The 17,936-nt window shown below is 30.5% G+C and carries 15 protein-coding genes; 2 read left to right on the top strand and 13 right to left on the bottom strand.

From position 1 onward, the window contains the following. Positions 1-704 precede the first annotated feature (704 nt). The 6 genes from Ctaglu_RS08450 to Ctaglu_RS08425 form a co-directional block, all read right to left on the bottom strand. Entirely contained in the window at positions 705-1,550 is an 846-nt protein-coding gene (locus tag Ctaglu_RS08450; protein WP_124999988.1) for a VWA domain-containing protein, read from the bottom strand. Beyond that, positions 1,543-3,933 carry a DUF5682 family protein gene (locus tag Ctaglu_RS08445; protein ID WP_124999986.1) on the bottom strand — a complete coding sequence of 797 codons (2,391 nt, stop codon included), beginning with the start codon at positions 3,931-3,933 and terminating at the stop codon, positions 1,543-1,545. The genes Ctaglu_RS08450 and Ctaglu_RS08445 overlap by 8 nt, the downstream gene beginning before the upstream one ends. Further along, the gene (locus Ctaglu_RS08440) at positions 3,921-5,039 is read right to left on the bottom strand and encodes an ATP-binding protein (protein ID WP_124999984.1); all 1,119 of its coding nucleotides are present in this window, start codon (positions 5,037-5,039) and stop codon (positions 3,921-3,923) included. The genes Ctaglu_RS08445 and Ctaglu_RS08440 overlap by 13 nt, the downstream gene beginning before the upstream one ends. A gap of 382 nt (positions 5,040-5,421) precedes the next feature. Next, complete coding sequence (locus tag Ctaglu_RS08435; RefSeq protein WP_124999982.1) at positions 5,422-5,742, bottom strand: hypothetical protein; 321 nt, start codon at positions 5,740-5,742, stop codon at positions 5,422-5,424. A 442-nt stretch (positions 5,743-6,184) separates the two neighbouring features. Next, positions 6,185-6,505 (bottom strand): DUF6442 family protein, encoded by a 321-nt coding sequence (locus Ctaglu_RS08430; RefSeq protein WP_124999980.1) that lies wholly within the window; start codon positions 6,503-6,505, stop codon positions 6,185-6,187. 33 nt (positions 6,506-6,538) lie between these two features. Further along, on the bottom strand, positions 6,539-6,748 hold the full coding sequence (locus Ctaglu_RS08425) for a helix-turn-helix transcriptional regulator (protein WP_124999978.1): 210 nt from the start codon (positions 6,746-6,748) through the stop codon (positions 6,539-6,541). Between the two features lie 602 nt (positions 6,749-7,350). Here Ctaglu_RS08425 and Ctaglu_RS08420 point away from each other — a divergent pair. Then, positions 7,351-8,808 carry a sensor histidine kinase gene (locus Ctaglu_RS08420; protein ID WP_233439720.1) on the top strand — a complete coding sequence of 486 codons (1,458 nt, stop codon included), beginning with the start codon at positions 7,351-7,353 and terminating at the stop codon, positions 8,806-8,808. Between the two features lie 64 nt (positions 8,809-8,872). Beyond that, positions 8,873-10,570 carry a leucine-rich repeat domain-containing protein gene (locus Ctaglu_RS08415; RefSeq protein WP_124999976.1) on the top strand — a complete coding sequence of 566 codons (1,698 nt, stop codon included), beginning with the start codon at positions 8,873-8,875 and terminating at the stop codon, positions 10,568-10,570. A 73-nt stretch (positions 10,571-10,643) separates the two neighbouring features. Here Ctaglu_RS08415 and cloSI read toward each other — a convergent pair whose 3' ends face one another. The 7 genes from cloSI to Ctaglu_RS08380 all read right to left on the bottom strand — a co-directional run bounded on the left by cloSI (position 10,644) and on the right by Ctaglu_RS08380 (position 17,853). Then, the gene (cloSI, locus tag Ctaglu_RS08410) at positions 10,644-12,230 is read right to left on the bottom strand and encodes a clostripain (protein ID WP_124999974.1); all 1,587 of its coding nucleotides are present in this window, start codon (positions 12,228-12,230) and stop codon (positions 10,644-10,646) included. 225 nt (positions 12,231-12,455) lie between these two features. Continuing rightward, positions 12,456-13,031 carry a GGDEF domain-containing protein gene (locus tag Ctaglu_RS08405; protein ID WP_124999972.1) on the bottom strand — a complete coding sequence of 192 codons (576 nt, stop codon included), beginning with the start codon at positions 13,029-13,031 and terminating at the stop codon, positions 12,456-12,458. A 109-nt stretch (positions 13,032-13,140) separates the two neighbouring features. Then, a complete protein-coding gene (locus Ctaglu_RS08400; RefSeq protein ID WP_124999970.1) occupies positions 13,141-15,129 on the bottom strand; it encodes a methyl-accepting chemotaxis protein in 1,989 nt (662 codons plus the stop codon). Positions 15,130-15,515: 386 nt separating this feature from the next. Further along, a complete protein-coding gene (locus Ctaglu_RS08395; protein ID WP_124999968.1) occupies positions 15,516-16,109 on the bottom strand; it encodes a manganese efflux pump MntP in 594 nt (197 codons plus the stop codon). A gap of 278 nt (positions 16,110-16,387) precedes the next feature. Then, positions 16,388-16,693: a sensor histidine kinase gene (locus Ctaglu_RS26470; protein WP_373861667.1), complete on the bottom strand. Its 306-nt coding sequence runs from the start codon at positions 16,691-16,693 to the stop codon at positions 16,388-16,390. A gap of 149 nt (positions 16,694-16,842) precedes the next feature. Continuing rightward, complete coding sequence (locus Ctaglu_RS08385) at positions 16,843-17,163, bottom strand: hypothetical protein (RefSeq protein ID WP_124999964.1); 321 nt, start codon at positions 17,161-17,163, stop codon at positions 16,843-16,845. A 159-nt stretch (positions 17,164-17,322) separates the two neighbouring features. Then, positions 17,323-17,853: a DUF2500 family protein gene (locus Ctaglu_RS08380; RefSeq protein WP_124999962.1), complete on the bottom strand. Its 531-nt coding sequence runs from the start codon at positions 17,851-17,853 to the stop codon at positions 17,323-17,325. Positions 17,854-17,936: the final 83 nt, after the last annotated feature.

The raw sequence follows: 17,936 nt of genomic DNA, 5'->3' as shown, positions 1-17,936 counted from the left end.
TTTATATAAGTATAAAAATGACTATTACAAGAGAGCAAAATTGAAAACTAAAATTAAAAGTTGATAAAGAACATTGTTTTGTAAGTAATTACGTTTATACTTTAATTGTTAAAGACTTAGAAAAATAGTTGATCATTATAAAACTTTAAAATACGGTTGTCTAAATTATCTAATTTACATTTATACATTATTTTTAGAGTGTTCACATAAATTCGTTAATTCTATGCAGTTCTCTTATGAACTTCTTATACTTTCATATAAGCACAGACTATATCACAATCCTATTATGTCTATTGCACAATAGGCACTATTGCATAATAGACAACTATTGTATAATAGGCATAATAGGATTCTCCCCATTTCCCCACACTTGCAGGTACGAGATTTCTCTCTAGTCGTTGAACTTTACTCTCTTCGAGTCTTAGCTGCTGATTACCCATTATTACAACTTTTACAAAGTTGTTTGGTGTTTAGGATTTAACCTTGCACCATACTAATTATTTTTTCTACTTTCGTCACCATCACGCTTGATTTTATTTCATATCTACGTTGTGGTTAATTAGTCTTTAGGGACTTCCAGCAATTAAAGGAGTTTTGGCGTTTATACAAACGCACTCTACACTCTTTACGAATGTAGGGAGCTTTATTCGAATAAAATATTACATTTGTACATGTTTGAGTACATTTGTATATATTTTATACAACTAATAAGTTGCTCCTCCTAATTGAATACTCATCAAGGTCTGCACCACATCATCTAAATATTCTGTAAGGTCAACTATTTCTGTGTCAAATATAACTAAGTTTGTTTTTAACATAGGTAATTTAGAAAATATTCCTGCCATAATAGCACTATGAATAACGGAATCCAACATACTTCCACTTTCATCTACTGCAATTATTACATTCCACGGATTAGAAGATTTTACTCTTTTATTAAAATAAACTCTATCCACCACAAGAGTATTTAATTCCTTATTAAAATTCTTTAAATTTTGTTTTATGGTTCTTTTAAAATCTATATTTCGTGAAGACTTTATTCCACCATATTTATTTCTATCTAATCTACCATTAATAGCCGTCTTTATATCTTGCTCCAATTTTTTAGCTATTTCTTCCGCTGTAACCTTTACTATTTTCTTTGCAGTTTCTAAAACCTCACCCTTCATAAGATGCTTCATTTGAAGAATACTCTTTAAAAGCTCTGGATTTGGCTCTAACTTTTCAAGAACAGTTTTATCTGTAAGCAATTCCTTTAAGTTATATTTCTCTAAAGCATGCTTTTCTAATATTTCTACGGTTTCTTTAGGAAATAATTCCTTTATCTTTGTAATCCACTGAGGTACTGTAAGATTTGAAGGGTTTAAGGAACCTCCTCTTTTATCATTTCTTATTCCTCTTTCCTCTCCATACTCTCTTTCATATAAAAATTCTAGTAAGGTATCCATATCAGCATAGTTTATATAATCTTCCGAAAAACTTAAGTTATTGCTTGAATATTTCCCCAAAATCAATCTCCATCTATTAAGTGTGCTTATATCCTTACTCATTTAACACTCCCAACTCCTCTAAAGCTTCTTTCCCAAACCTGTCAAGCTCTAAAGCTAAATTTAATTCCTCTGGATCTACTGCCTCTACATTAAACAACTTTCTTTCGCTTATGCCATAGTGCTGACTTATACCTTCACCTATTTGGTCTATTTCACTTGGAACAAAGAAGCTAAAAGAAAGCCTAAGTTCAGGTAAAAGCCTTAAAAAATCCTCTTCACTAAGATTCTTTAATACATTGTCTATTCCTATAATCATTTTTTCTTCACTTAAAACCACATCTCTTGCAGTAGAAAATAATCCTTTTAAGAAAGTAGCTGATTTTAAAAATTTATCTCCGGTACCGTAAAGATACCCTTCTGCCTTTTTTAATATATAACAAGTATCTACTTCATTAAGTCCAAGTAGTAGTCCTAAGGCTGCTCCTTCTACTGCTGCATTGCTTGAAGTTTTATTTGTAAGTGAAAATAAAGCTTCTTTAAATATATCCATATGATCTTCAAACTCAGGTTCTAAGCATATATAGTATAAATCTTTCAATCTAACTATAACCTTATTTACCTCTTCTTCTGGTACTGCATAAAGCTCTGGAACTAAGGTTACCGCTTTGTTATAACATTGTATTAAAAGCTGCTTTAAATTTTCATCCTGTATGGCTGAAAACAGCACATTTCCACTGTATAAAAAATAAATATTATAGGTACACTCAGCAACAGAATAAAAATTATTATCATTTATAAGTATATCTTTTATAATAGATATAGCATTTAAAAGAATATGCGTGTATCCCATCATAAAAGCTTCTATAAGCCCTTCTGACATAACACCACTATCACTTATATTACTGGACAATTTCTTTAAAAGTAAAGATTCTACTGCTTCTTTCAGTGTTCCACCCTGTACTGAATTTTCAATCAAACTACTTTCTACATTAACGTTCCATTTGTAATTCCAAGTTTCCCGTATAAGATTTACATTCTTTTTATTTATAAAATCTGGCCCTTTAGTATTTAAACAAAACCCTGTATTTAAAAACTTCAGCCTGTGAAAAAATTCACTTATTTCCCTGTGCCTATTATTTTTATAAAGATCCAGTACCACTTCCTGCTGCAACGTACCCTGTATTTTCAATTTATATTTACTGGAAAGCTGTCTAAAATCTAAAATAATAGGAGGTACTTCTGCATTACTACAAAGGCACCCAATGGTGCTTCCTCTTAAAAGCTTTAGTAAATCTATTAAAGGCGCATCCGATGCCATATTAAATTCTCCTTTAATAAAAGAAGATTTTACTGCATCCTTTAACTCATAAACCCCACATTCTGCCTTATTTCTAAGTTTTTGAAGTCCTTTTGCCATATTAAGTGCTTCAATTTCATCAGCAATAGATACTCCACCTACTGAATTTCTTATATTTCTTCCACACATTACTATAAAATCTAGCACAGCTTTTTCATAGGGATTTTCAATATCTTGGCATAGATTATTCCATATTCTCTGATAAAATGCTGGATAAGGCATACCACTAGCATATCCATTTAACTGATCACTTTCTTCAAAAGAATATACCATAGCATAAGCCCCTATGTTTTTTTCATTAATATTATGTAAGTCAATCTCTATATTTTCATCTGAAAGTTGTATAAGTCCTGAAGTATGAAACCCACCTGTTACCACTAATATTTTATTATATTTCAAAGAAAATTCTTTTATTTTAGAAGCCATGTATTTTTCCCTAGCAATACACCCCTCTTCCTTAAGAATTTCCTCACTTTCAAAGCATCTTGAAAGATAACAAAAAGCTATCATATTTTTTATAAAGCTTCCTGTTTCTATTTTTAAACCATCTATTTCAAATAACATTTCCCAAAGTTCATTAAAACTTCTACAACCTTGCTTTTCACAAAGGGAATTTATAAATTTACTCTTTTCAAACAAATAATCATCATTATAAGAATTCTTATCTTCACTCTTTCTAAGCCCTTTCCCTGCTTCACTGTTTATCAATATTTCTGCATAAGGAAGGTCTATAAACTCGGCTAAAATATTTCTTTTTTTACTCTCCCTTATAGCTATAAGTTCTGGTGAATAATCTAAAAAAGGATAATAACACTTATATTTTTCTCCTTCTTCTGTAACCAATTTTTTTTCATCTGTGTAACTATAATAAATGCATACAGGTGCCTGGGTTTTATCATCTCCAATATAAGGTATTACAGAATTAGCATCAGAAGGGCCTTCTATCAAAATAATTTCTGGCTTATACGCGTCTATTACACTCTTTAAGTGAAAGGAGCAAGCTGGACTATGATGTCTTACTGGAAAGTACAAAATATTATTTGAAAGGTCATAGGCTTTTCTATATATTTCGTCTATTTTATCCATTTCCTAGCCTCGTAAAATTCCTTCCATAATCCACCTTCTTTTAAACTTTTAGATTTTATAATAATGTTAAAATAATTCTTTAGCTTATCTATATCATCTCTACTTTCCTTAACTACAGTTCCTAATATATTCTGAACCATAGAATCTACCCTCATTTCTGACTTTTCAAAATAATAAGAAGTCATAGCCGTTTGATAACAAACAGATACAGCTTCAGCGGTACTCATAACAGCTGCTGGTTTATCTATTCTGCTACCCTGGGCTGAAACTCCTTCTCTTAATTCATGGAAGGTAGTTGCTAGTATATTAACCACATCTCTATCTATCTTTACTTTAATTCCTGACTCTTTCACCAGCTTTTCTACTTCCTGCTCTATAATCTTAGCCTCTAAGGAAACATCACTTATAGGGAATATGGTTTCAAAGTTAAATCTTCTTTTAAGTGCACTACTCATTTCATTTACACCCTTGTCTCTTGTATTAGCTGTAGCAATAATATTAAATCCTGGCTCTGCAAATAAAAGCCCTTCGTCACCTAATTCTGGTATATTCAATACCTTATCGCTAACTATACTTATTAAACTGTCCTGTACCTCTGCAGGACACCTTGTTAGTTCTTCAAATCTAGTTATTATCCCCCTGTTCATCCCTACATAAAGAGGTGAAGGCACTAAAGCTTCTTTAGTAGGTCCCGTGCCTAAAAGCATAGCATAATTCCAGCTGTACTTAATCATATCTTCAGTAGTTCCTGCTGTTCCCTGTACAGTATTAGTGCTTGTACCACTTATAGCTGCACTTAAAAGTTCACTAAGCATAGTCTTTGCGGTTCCTGGCTCTCCTACAAGCATAAGACCTCTGTTTCCTGCTAAGGTTATTATGCATCTTTCAATAAGACTATCATCTCCATAAAACTTTTTATTTATCTTGATTTTTTTTCCATCATTATATTCAATGTTTCTACTGCTTCCTAATATAAAAGTTTTCACAGCCTTTGGAGACAACCTCCAATTTTTCGGTTTTAACTCTTTATCATTTTGCTCTAGTGCTTTTAATTCTTCTTCATAAAAAACTTCTACTGGCGGTTTTAATATATTTGATTTTTTCATTTTTTATTCCTCCATATACAATATCAGTTAATTTAATTCTAATCACATATTTACTATTTTCGACCATTTAAGTAACTTCTTAAGTATATTTATATTTTTTTCAATAATGAAAATATTCGCCTATTTCGTTACCAATGCTTAAAAGTTCACAGTTATCCTAGTGAAAGTGCCAACCCATTTAAAAGGAAGTTTTATTTAGTCTTGCAAGTGTTCTTGGATGTTGCATGCCTTATTTTCTTTGAAGATAAATAAAAATAAACTCCGCATATAAAAAATACAGAGTTTATTTTTATAGGTCCTTATATCCTTGGGCACGAATTCATCTTATCAAATACAACTATGTTCTAGTACTGCTTACTTTCAGTATTGTCTTAATGAGGGTTTATGGATAATATATAATTCCAATACAGTTTACTTCAGAATCTTCTTCATATTCCTTATAGTCAATATAAGCACCTCTAAGATCTGTAATATTTGCATGTATTTCAAATCCTTCTACACTTATTGTTTCTATTACATTCTTTTCATTAATGCATGTAGCCAGTGTATAATAGTACTCTTCTTCTGCGTTATATATAATTGCTGTATTTAGTATTTTAAAGGTTGCTTCTCTTCTAATAAGTCTATCCACATTAATAATTTCCGCAAATTCAATTTTTTCTACTCCACCACTGCTTTTTATGTCTTTAAATATAAAGCTCATCCCTATACCATCCCTTCACTATTAAAATAGTAATTATAACTAAAATATTTCATCTGACTTACTATCTATTTTTTTACTATATAATTTAGTATAGTATACAAATTTCAATAACATTCTTAACTATTGTTAAATCTAATTAAATTTGACAACCTTCTTAACTGAAGCTTAACTCCTCAAAGGCAATGCTTTCAACTTATTATTAGTTATTGTAGTTAAGTGTTAATTAAATTCTTATTAACTTTAACAAAATTCTAATTAATTTTAATAAGTGTAAAGCAGCTTATTTTCTTTCCTTAAATTGTTTCGTTTATAGTTGCAAATAGTATTAATTTTTTATGTATTTTAATAAGGCTACACTCCTTTTAATATAATTTAAAGGAATATAGCCTTATTATTGCTTTGCAATCTCTTAGTCCATTTTTTTAAAATAAATCTTCCCTGCTTATGAAATTCCATTAATAAAAAAATCTAATAAAAATATACTAGATGCAAATAACATCATAACGCCAATAACTAAATATAACTTACTTTCTGTTTTATTTTTATACTTATAAAGATTAGAAATTGCAATTTGAATAGAAAAAATGCCGAATAAATCACCATAGGGCATTTTATGAAACATTTTCCAAAGCATAACTAATGCTAATATTAAATTTCCTATTTGTGATGCATATTCTTTTGATTTTATTTTAACTTGTTTACTTCTTTCATCTTCCCATAAATTTTCCCGTTTGCTTTTTTCTAAAATTTCTTCTTTTTTCATGATTAACAATCTCCTTTTATATGGCTCATTATCCTACTCAAAGTAAAATAGATCTTCAAACTTTTTATCTAATGCAATGCAAAATATTAATGCTAACTTTGCAGTTGGATTAAATTGTCCTGTTTCTATTGAACTAATTGTTTGTCTAGAAACGCCAACCATTTCCGCTAAGTCTCCTTGGGATAAATTATTTTCTGCTCTAGCTACTTTAAGTTTGTTTTTTAATACTAATTCTTCCTTCATAAAATAACACTTCCTTAAATTGTTGTCCAAATATAGTTAAATATAACATATCATCACTTAGTTTTTATGTCAAGTTATATTGTCATATTTATAATATAACTTGTCACCATTATAACAATACTTATGATATTAAGAAAAAAAGGTTTACCAATAGGGTATAAGTAAAGCAACAAATACCTATTTCTTTTTCTCCAATCTATTTATAATTCTAGTTAAATTTGACAAAGTTACTAACTAAGGTTTAACTCCTCAAAGGCACTGGTTTCAACATATTATTAAATACCTCAGTTAAGTGTTAATTAAATTCTAATTAACTTAACAAGATTCTAATTAATTTTACACCGCTTAAACTAGCATTAATTAGTAACATAGTCCACTAGTTCTTACCCCTGCTATGTTTAGCATACCAATTATGGCATATTTCAAGCGAAATTTACTGGCTTTGTAAGATTTTTAAGTAAAAGTGTCACATTATGGTAGAATAAGGATATAGTAAAATGCAACATATTATGGTAATATATTACTAGAATATCAACTTGTAAATATTGTGGTAAATGTAATTTTTGGAGATAAATTTTTATTGGGAAATGGAGATATGTATTATGGTTAAGAGTAGAAGTAGACGAACTATGGTATTAGGATACTTTTCAATTGCTTGTTTATCATTAATTATAATATTATTTAGTATTTATAGTATGAATAAAGTAAGTAAAGAATGTGATTTTATTATAAAAAAAATACTCCCAGCAAAAACATTTTCAACAGAAATTTTAACAGCAGTAATTAATGAAGAAACAGGTATTAGGGCTTATATTATTTCAGAAGACAAAAAATTTTTAGAACCCTATTATTTAGGAAATAAACAATTATGGGGATATTATAATTCCCTTTATACTTTAAAGGATACGGCATTAGGCGTTAAAATTACTAATCAACTTAATGAACAGGTGAACTGTATTCAAATGTTTTTTAAAGAGCAAATAGCTTTAGTCGATAGTGGCAAATCAAATGAGGCAAAATTGAACCTAGAGCACGGTAAAAATTTAGTTGATAAGTTTAGGGATTGTGATAATGTATTAATAAATAAAATTGATTTAGAAGTAAATAGTTCACTTAACAAAGTTGCAAATGCTCAGAAATTTCAGAAATACCTGTTGTTTTTTTTAGGCAGTGTACTTACTTTGGTTAACCTTATGTTTATTAGATATATATGGAATTATACCTATGAAGAAGTTAAGAAAAAAAATGAAATGAACAATGAGCTACAAAAATTACTTGTTTCACAGGAAGAGTTTACTGCAAATATTTCACATGAACTTAAAACACCATTAAATGTAATTTCCTCGGCAGTACAGTTAGTTCAAATGTATTGCTATAATGGTTCACTAGACGATCGCCGGGAAACAATTAGTAAATACCTTGACTCAATGAAACTAAATTCCTATAGGTTATCCAAACTTATAAATAATATAGTTGATTCATCAAAAATCCAGGCAGGATTCTTTAAATTGAACTTATCAAATAACAATATAGTCCAAGTTGTAGAAGAAATAGTTCTGTCTACAAGTAATTTTACTGGCAGCAAAGGCTTACATATTATTTTTGATACAGATATAGAAGAAAAAATTATTGCATGTGACCCAGAGAAGATAGAGAGAATAGTATTAAATCTTATATCAAATGCGATAAAGTTTTCAGATAAAGGGGGTAAAATTTTTGTAGATGTTAAGGATAAGAATGAATTTGTTGAAATATCAGTCAAAGATAATGGTATTGGCATTGAAGAAGAGAACTTGGTTACGATATTTGATAGATTTAAACAGGTAGACAAATCACTATCAAGAAATGCTGAAGGTACAGGTATTGGCCTTAATTTAGTTAAGTCGATTGTAGAATTACATGGTGGTCGTGTATATGCTAAAAGTGAATTCGGGAAAGGAAGTAAGTTTACAGTTATACTTCCTTCTGGAAAGGTACTTCATGAAAATACCTTATATGGTAGCAAAATGAAAAATGGAGATGAAAGTATACAAGTTGAACTTTCAGATATTTATTTGTAATATTCCTATAGAACTAAACCACTAAAACCATTGCAGACACTATTACAAATGGGGGATTAAGAACATGAGGAACGTTTCTTATATAAAATTTAAAAGGTTAACTATTTTAATTATTATTTTATTTAGTATTAATATTGTTGGTTGTAATTCTTTTGGAAGTGCGTTTTTAAATAACGCCACCCGACAAAAATCTGTAAGTGAACAGATTACAGAAAGTACAATTATTACATTCCCAGATAAAAATTTAGAAAAGACAATAAGAGAGGAACTACAATGCCCTACTGGCGATATATTACTAGGGTATGTTAATAAAATAACAAGTTTGAAAAATACTAAAGACAAACATATTACTAATCTTTCAGGGCTAGAAAATTTTATTAATTTGTCTTCTTTAAGTTTAAGCAATAACCAAATCAGTAACATTAAACCTTTAGAAGGATTGACTAAATTAACGAATTTAGACTTATCTTTTAATAAAATTAGCAACATCGACTCTTTAGAAGGATTGACTAAATTGACTAGTTTGAATTTATATGCTAATAAAATCAAGGATTACTCTCCAGTCTACGCTTATTATAAAAATCTAAAAAGTACAGATATTGCCAGTGCGGTTATTACTCCTAAACAAGAAATAACAAATGTAATCGCTCAATCTACAATGAATACAGTTATTCCGCCTAAACAAGAAGCTGTAAATATTCAAGTTGCAGTGAATACAATTATTACGCATAAACATAATCCAACAAATATAAGTGGTCAGGTTGCAATGAGTACCGTTGCTACTCCTAAATATAAACCAATTAATGCACGTAATCAGATTGCAGTAAGTACCTTTGTTATTCCTAAGCATGAACTGACTAATGCACGTGACCAGGTTGCAGTGAGTGCATTTGTTACTCCTAAACATGAACCAACTAATGCAAGTTACCAAGTTCCAGTGAGTACAGTTGTTACTCCTAAAGATGAACCAAGCAATGCAAGTTACCAGGTTCCAGTAAGTACATTTGTTACTCCTAAACATGAACCAAGCAATGCAAGTTACCAGGCTGCAGTAAGTGCAGTTGTTACTCCTAAACATGAGCCAACTAATGCAATTTACCAGGCTACAGTGAGTACCGTTGTTACTCCTAAACATAAAACAAGGAATTCACGTGATCGGGTTGCAGTTGGTACAGTTGTTACTCCTAAACATGAACCAACTAATGCAATTTACCAGGCTACAGTAAGTGCCGTTGTTACTCCTAAACATGAACCAACTAATGTATGTGATCAGGTTCCAGTGAGTACATTTGTTACCCCTAAACATGAACCAATTAATGTATGTGATCAGGTTCCAGTGAGTACCGTTGTTACTCCTAAACATGAACCAATTAATGTATGTGATCAGGCTCCAGTGAGTACCGTTGTTACTCCTAAACATGAACCAACTAATGTATGTGATAAGGTCCCAGTGAGTGCAGTTGTTACTCCTAAACATGAACCAACTAATGTATATGATAAGGTTCCAGTGAGTGCAGTTGTTACTCCTAAACATGAACCAACTAATGTATGTGATAAGGCTCCAGTGGGTGCAGTTGTTACTCCTAAACATGAACCAATTAATGCACGTGATCAGGCTCCAGTGAGTACCGTTGTTACTCCTAAACATGAACCAACTAATGCACGTGATAAGATTGCAGAGAGTACAGTTGTTACACACCCTGATGAGAATTCAGAAAAATTAGTAAGAGACGCTATACAACATCATGACGAGACCCCATAAACAAAATGTAAGCTTCTGTATTATCCTTTTTAAGCTAGTACAAAAGCTTACATAAAATAAGTAATTTAAATTTTTACCATTGGTATCCGTTATCTCCGCCATTGTCACCGTTGCTACTATCGAACCAACAATCAAGCATTTCAAACCAATTTCCAATATCATTTATTTTAGGAGTTTGTCCATCTTTGCACCAATTTAATTTACCATATAAATAATCTGGTTGAAGTATGGCTGTATCTATAGAATTGTACCATCTTTGTCCCTTCCACTCTGAATAGCTTGTATTTGCAGTTACATCTCTGTACACTTTATTTCCATCTGGCAAGAAAATACTTAACCCCGTTTTTCCTTCTGTAAATCCTTTAAATTTTTTCCCACCATAAGAATAAACTACTACGTCATCCACATTTTGCATTACAGTTGTGGCTAATTTTTTAATAGGAGTACTAAAAGCACTGTCTGTACTTATTGTTCTACACAAGTCATATAAGTCGAAGTAAGGATAGGATAGCCACTCTCTTTTATCATTTTCATCAAAATAATGAAGAAGCGTTGTCTTTTTTTCAGTTCCCCTAAGTCTCTCTATATCTGCTTTTTTATTTTCTTCCCATAAACTTATAGCCATTTTATCAACAGAATTCTTTAAAACTTCTATTTTTGAAAGATCAAAACAGCTTAAAACTTGACTATTTTCTTTTGCAGACTCAGCAGCATCTCTTTGTTCTTCTACCATTAGAGCGCCCAATTGCAAATCTGTAACTGTAGAAGGATCAAAATTTTGTTCTTTTCCTTTTAACGTTAAATCTGTCTCTGAAGTTTTTCCACCATCAGCTTTTAGACGTTTAAATATATTATCATACTTAAATCCTTCGCCCCAAACTATTGGTGCAGACGCTACCATAACATTTGCTTGGAACCCACCATTGCCAGGTCTATATTGATATGCTATTTCACAAGCACCCATTAAACAAGCATCATATGCTAGTACATTCACTGATTCATCATTGGTCAGTACATCTGATATTTCTCCAGTATATAAACAGTCCTCATCATTTGTATCATCCCAACATACTGCTTTTGGATTTTTAGGCTCTTGTAATGACTTATCCTTTCTTACTCCACCACCATGATTAGACATAATAAGTGCATATTTATCTGCTGGATAATTTGCTTTGCAGGAATCTATAAATTTCTTAAGGGTTTGTGCATCCCCCATATTTGCTTCATACTCACTAGTTTTTGTTATCTCAGGAAAATTTTTTCCGCCTTCAATTCTTACCACTTTATTATTTTCAATTTTATACATCCTCGCATCCGAAAAATTTTCTCCAAGTACAGTTTCATCATCTGAATAATCTGGTGTTCTATCCACCAAAGCAATCACATTTAAGTCTGAATTATCTACATATCCAACCTTCATTTCCTCTATATCCTCAAGTAGGCCTTGCTCTAAATTATTATCTGCGTCGCTATAAACCATCACTGTCAGTTTCTTGTTTGGAGCCTTTGCCTCTGTTTTAGCTACCTGCACCCCTTGTATATTGCTTCCTTTTATGTTATTTTTCGATACCTTATCCAATGCCTTTACTGGAATATAGCCAAATAATGTGGTGGTTAAAAACGCACAAATTGTAATCGCTGTGATTTTTTTACTAATCATTAAATTAATCCCCCTTTTCCATTTACTGTTTGTGGAAATTTTAACATGATATATATTCATTGTCAAGAATGTTGTGAATTTTAAAACAATTTATATATAAACAATATTAACTACAAACACCTTCAAAAGGTACTCAATTAATGATCATCAAAATTCAGAAAAACAGCTTCAGAATGGAATGTCAACCTTAGAAAAAAGAAGACTGCTTTATACCATATAAAAATCTTACTTTTTCAACCTCTTACTAACATACATCCCTTCATCTGCCTCTCTTATTAATTCACCGGCTGATATTTTATTCTTGGAATTATATTCAGAAAAACCATAACTTAGACCCAACATATGATTACTCTTATCCTCTTGCTTCAATTCATCAATCTTCATACATATTCTTGAACAAATAGTCTTTGCAACCTCTAATGTTGTGTTTGGAAAAATAATTACAAATTCGTCACCACCTATTCTAAATACAGTGTCCGTTTTTCTAATATTCGCTCTGAGAATATTACTGGTTTCTGTTAGAATCTTATCCCCCTCACTATGACCAAAAGTATCATTTATTTTTTTAAAATTATCAATATCAAAAAAACATATTATAAAATTTTCTCCTTGTCTGGCTGCATCATAAATGGTTGCATCTAAAATTTCCAAACCTGCTCTTCTGTTTAATACTCCAGTAACAGAATCCATATATGCTTGATACTGCAATTCAGTTTTCAGGCTTTGCAATTCTTGTATAATCTTATCCTTTGCCTCTATTATTTCTATAAGCCTTTCTTTGCTTATATCTTTATATTCCATAGTCTTTCACCTCTATACTAGACAGTTAAAACTTCTATTAATAAAATCTCCCGGTATCACTATACTACAGTAGAATAAAACCCTTGCAAGCCAAGTATACTATGCCTTATTAAATCATAAATTTTGCTACAAGACTATTTAAATTATTAGCCATAGCACTAGTCTGTTCAGAACTTGAAGCTAGGTTTTCAATTACTGAAATTTGCTCCTGCGCCGATGCCGCAACTTCTTCACTACTTGTAGCTGTTATTTCAGTAATAGTTGCAACGGAATCTATGAGTTTTACTATTTGCTCAGAACTTGCAACTTCATCCTTTTTAATATCTGCTATTTTATTAATATCTTTTGATATTTGCTCAATTGCATTTATAATACTAACAAAAGTTTCATCTGTTTCCTTAGCTACAAAAGCTCCATGTTCTACTGCCTCTTTACCAAAATGCATTGAATCTACAGCTCTATCTATTTGAACCACCATTTCATTTATCAATGAAGATATTTCATTTGCTCTAGTATTTGTTTGTTCTGATAGTTTTCGAACTTCATCTGCTACTACTGTAAATCCTTTTCCATGCTCTCCAGCCCTTGCAGCTTCAATAGCCGCATTTAAAGCTAACAAATTAGTTTGAGAGGAAATATCATTAATTGTGTTTATAATTCCACTAACTTGTTTTGATAATTCATTTAACACCTTTAATATAACTTCTGTTTCCATTGATGTTTTATTAATATTTTCAATAGCTTCAACAGTTTCTTTAACTTTAGTTCTTCCTTGCTTTGCAGCACTCACAGTATCCTGAGAATTGTTTTTAGCAATAAGAGCTTTGTTCTCAGCTATTTGAACTAAGCTTGAAAGTTGAACTAAAACTTCTGATGTTTCTATTATTGAATTATTTTGATTCTCTGCATTAAAGGCAACGTTTTGTATATTCTCAGCAATTTGTTCAGTTGATGAAGTTATTTCTTCAGTCGATGCAGATATTTCCTCAGAAGCTGCTGCCAGTTCCTTCGCACCACTTCTAACGCTACTTATTATATCTGATTGATCTTTAATCATTAGATTGAAACATTCCCCTAAGGTTTGAATTTCATCCTTAGTAGTTATTTCAGCTCTAACTGTTAAATCACCCTCACCAGCTTTTACCATTAATTTTTGTAAAATCTTAATAGGCTCTATTATTTTTTTTGTTGTGAAAAAATATGATAAAAGCATTGCAATAAATAATGATATTAGCGCTATTGCTATTATATTTTTCTTTATAGCTACAACTGGCGCCATATAATCATCATAATTAGCTGTTACTACCACTACCCAATTTTCCACTGGAGTAAACCTTATAAATTTACGTTTTCCTTCATATTTATAATAACCCTCTCCAGCTTCACCAGCCTTCATTTTATTTACTAGCGCCTTTAACTCAGCATTATTTGTATCTACTAAATTTTCTTTAAGCACTTTTTCATTTTCAGGATGATATACAAATAATCCACTTTTATCAATCATATATGCATATCCACTTTGACCTATTTTTATCTCAGCAACATGCTTGTAAAATTTTTCAAATTTAATAGTTGCAACTATAGCTCCAACTACTTTATTATCAAGCATTAAAGGATAGGCAATTGCAATAATAGTTCCACCTGATTTTTTAGACTTAAAAACTCCACTTTGAGCTCTAGATCCTTTTAAAGCCTGCTTAACATAATCACGATCTGAAAAATCATAATCTTCATTATCATTGCTAATAACACCTTTAGCATTAATATCTGTAATAAATAAATTTTCTATTGTATCATTATTTTCCTTTTGAAGTTTAGCTAAATATTCCACGCCACTAGAATGAAGTTTATCGTCTCCAAGGGCTATATTAGCAAAGTCTTCATCTAAACTTAAAGCTCTAATATAATCATTTACTGATTCTACAGCCAAACTGATGCTTTCCACTGTTCTTTCAGCAATCTGCTTTAAGGATCCTTCTGTTAATTCTTGCATTGAATTTGAAGTCTTAATACAAGAAAAGACACCTGAAGCAATAAGGGGAATTGATATAAATATAAAAAACATTAAACCTAATTTAGTTTTTAAACTCTTTTTCATATGTATCCTCCAAAACTTTCTTTATTATTTACCAATATTTACATTAACTTTAATCTTTTTATCTCCTTTAACCCTTTCATTTAATTTCATCTCTCCTCGCATCAATTGATATTGATTATCATTCTTATTTATATTATAATATGTTTAGGTTATGTTTTTTTTAGAATTATTACTATATTTTTTAGAAATATTAAGTATATGGTATAATTATGGAGAGATGTATTAAGAAAAAAGAAATTTTAAGGATATTATAAATGAAAATCAATTGTTTGGTGATAATATTTTAAACTTTAGATACATACTAGTAGACATTAACAGATACTTTAATCCTCATATTTGATAAAAATATCTTCAGATTTCATAATATTTTCTTACGATTCTTATCCCTAAAAATTGATCAATCCTAAATGATTAAGCAAAAGTTTAGTTCCCATAATTATTAAAATGAGCCCACCTCCAAATTCTGCTTTTGATTTATATACTGCACCAAATACATTTCCTATCCTTACACCGATCATTGACAATGTAAAAGTAACAATTCCAATAAAGGAAACTGCTAAAGCAATATTTACTTTAAGAAAGGCAAAGGTTATACCTACCGCTAAAGCATCAATACTTGTTGCAATTGCTAAAACAGACATATTTTTAAAATCAAGGGAATCATCCCTATCCTCATCAGTCAAAGATTCAACTGCAATCTGACATTTACTTTTTCTCGAATCTACAATCATTTTTATACCGATAAATCCAAGCAGTATAAATGCTATCCAATGGTCAATAAATGTAATTTTATCTTGAAACTGTATTCCTAAATAATAGCCAATCAAGGGCATACCTGATTGAAATGTTCCAAAATATAAACTTACAATTCCTGCTTTCCTAATACTAATCCTCTTCATGGATAATCCTTTACAAATAGCTACTGAAAATGCATCCATTGATAAACCAATTGCAATAACAAACAATTCAAGTAAACTCATGATTTATTCCCCTTTATCTAAATTTTAGTTACAAAAAAAGACTTATCTGCAGTCTTTCTCTGCAGATAAGTCTCGTTATTTAAAATAAAGCCAGATAAATCTTATCAGTATGTTGACTTTATTGCACAATCTTTTTTGTGTTAACTACTCCCCTATCTTATTAATAAGTATATAATATAATACATATACTGTCAATATATATAATATTTGGTTTTCAAGATTCATTCTCCATATTGGTCATTTCAACAGTTACTTAGCATCTTTTACTAATTAGGCCATTATGCAACCTCTATTCCAAATATAACCTTAGTGCAAAACCCATTGTTAGGCTTTGATCTAATCGTAACCTTGCCTCCGTGTAATTCAACAATTTGTCGTACAATCAGGAGACCCATACCGTGTTTCTGAGTTAAAGGATTGTCCCCCATTATATAATGTTTTTTTGCTTGTATTTTTATCAGCTCCTGGGCAGATAAACCCACGCCATCATCAGCAATTTCAATGCTCAGCTGATTGTTAGATTGCAGAGATATTTTAACTGATATATTACACCCCTCTGGATTATGAGTAATGCTGTTTTGTATAAGGTTAGATGACCTAAATAAAATAGAAGTTGTATAAAAAAATGTGATTAAAATAAAGGATAGGAGCTAACCCCCTATCCTTAATACTTACCTATTAATTAGCAATTAGAAATAATTCTCACACCTTATAATTGATAATCATAATAAATTTACAAATAATATATTTTTCCACTGCATTTTACCTCTGAGTCTTCTTCATACTCTTCATAATCAACATATGCACCTTTAAGCTCTATAACATTTTCCTGTATATCAAATGCTTCTATACTTATAGTTTCTATTACATTATTTTCATTAACACAGGTAGCCAAGGATTCATAATAATCTTCTTCTGAATTATATATAATTACTGTATTTAATATTCTAAATCTTTTTTCCCTTCTAATCATTCTATCCTCACTTAAAATTTCTTCAAATCCAACTTTTTCTACTCCATCATTGTTTTTTTTGTCTTTAAATAAAAAACTCATTTCTATTACTCCCTTTCTAAAAAGTGCCACCCACGTGGCAAATGGCAAGTTCTTATTCTAAACCATATCTGCCTAACTTCAGAATTTTACACTTTACTTTAAATGTCGTTAAAACCATTTTATTGCCTCAAATGAATCTGGAATAGTGCTGATTACCCCCTAATCTATTGATGTAAGATCAAACCCTATAAATCTATTTAATCTTCCCTGTTTATATTTTAAAATCCCCTTATTCCCTTCAATGATTGTGGCATAGTATTTAGGAATAACAACAAAAATCATTTCAACCTCATTATCCGTTTCAAATATTAGATTATACTTATACCCAACAGATGAAAATCCCTTATAGCTTCCAGACATCTGCATAACTGATTCTTTTGACTTTAATCTAGCATTAACAGCAATAATAGGTTTAGTGAATAATACTATCTCTTCGTATATAAGTGTTACAATCATAAGAGTAAATACAACACCTAAAAAGGAAACTATAAAAAAGAACATTATATCGTCACGATTAATAGACTTTAAAGTTTCGTTCACAGATGCAATTTCAGGCATGTCCAGATTAGAAGTTAGAAGCTCCAACGGCTTATAAAAACACGTGAAATATACAATTATTGTTATACTGTATAAAATTAATATTATTATTCCTCGCTTTACCGTAAAAAAAACATTTTGACTTCTTGACACTTAAATCCTCTCCCATACTATTTGGTGCCACCCACGTGGCAAGTTCTTACTAAAATTATGGTTAAATATCATTTATAATAAAC

The sequence above is a fragment of the Clostridium tagluense genome (genome assembly GCF_003865095.1).
GTDB lineage: Bacteria > Bacillota > Clostridia > Clostridiales > Clostridiaceae > Clostridium_AD > Clostridium_AD tagluense.
The sequence above is the reverse complement of the archived record's forward strand: the minus strand, read 5'-3'. Positions and strand labels throughout refer to the sequence as shown.

Bases quoted from the DNA above. Each gene is read 5' to 3' on its own strand.
- Ctaglu_RS08450 (WP_124999988.1), bottom strand. From the start codon at position 1,550: ATGAGTAAGGATATAAGCACACTTAATAGATGGAGATTGATTTTGGGG.
- Ctaglu_RS08445 (WP_124999986.1), bottom strand. From the start codon at position 3,933: ATGGATAAAATAGACGAAATATATAGAAAAGCCTATGACCTTTCAAAT.
- Ctaglu_RS08440 (WP_124999984.1), bottom strand. From the start codon at position 5,039: ATGAAAAAATCAAATATATTAAAACCGCCAGTAGAAGTTTTTTATGAA.
- Ctaglu_RS08435 (WP_124999982.1), bottom strand. From the start codon at position 5,742: ATGAGCTTTATATTTAAAGACATAAAAAGCAGTGGTGGAGTAGAAAAA.
- Ctaglu_RS08430 (WP_124999980.1), bottom strand. From the start codon at position 6,505: ATGAAAAAAGAAGAAATTTTAGAAAAAAGCAAACGGGAAAATTTATGG.
- Ctaglu_RS08425 (WP_124999978.1), bottom strand. From the start codon at position 6,748: ATGAAGGAAGAATTAGTATTAAAAAACAAACTTAAAGTAGCTAGAGCA.
- Ctaglu_RS08420 (WP_233439720.1), top strand. From the start codon at position 7,351: ATGGTTAAGAGTAGAAGTAGACGAACTATGGTATTAGGATACTTTTCA.
- Ctaglu_RS08415 (WP_124999976.1), top strand. From the start codon at position 8,873: ATGAGGAACGTTTCTTATATAAAATTTAAAAGGTTAACTATTTTAATT.
- cloSI (WP_124999974.1), bottom strand. From the start codon at position 12,230: ATGATTAGTAAAAAAATCACAGCGATTACAATTTGTGCGTTTTTAACC.
- Ctaglu_RS08405 (WP_124999972.1), bottom strand. From the start codon at position 13,031: ATGGAATATAAAGATATAAGCAAAGAAAGGCTTATAGAAATAATAGAG.
- Ctaglu_RS08400 (WP_124999970.1), bottom strand. From the start codon at position 15,129: ATGAAAAAGAGTTTAAAAACTAAATTAGGTTTAATGTTTTTTATATTT.
- Ctaglu_RS08395 (WP_124999968.1), bottom strand. From the start codon at position 16,109: ATGAGTTTACTTGAATTGTTTGTTATTGCAATTGGTTTATCAATGGAT.
- Ctaglu_RS08385 (WP_124999964.1), bottom strand. From the start codon at position 17,163: ATGAGTTTTTTATTTAAAGACAAAAAAAACAATGATGGAGTAGAAAAA.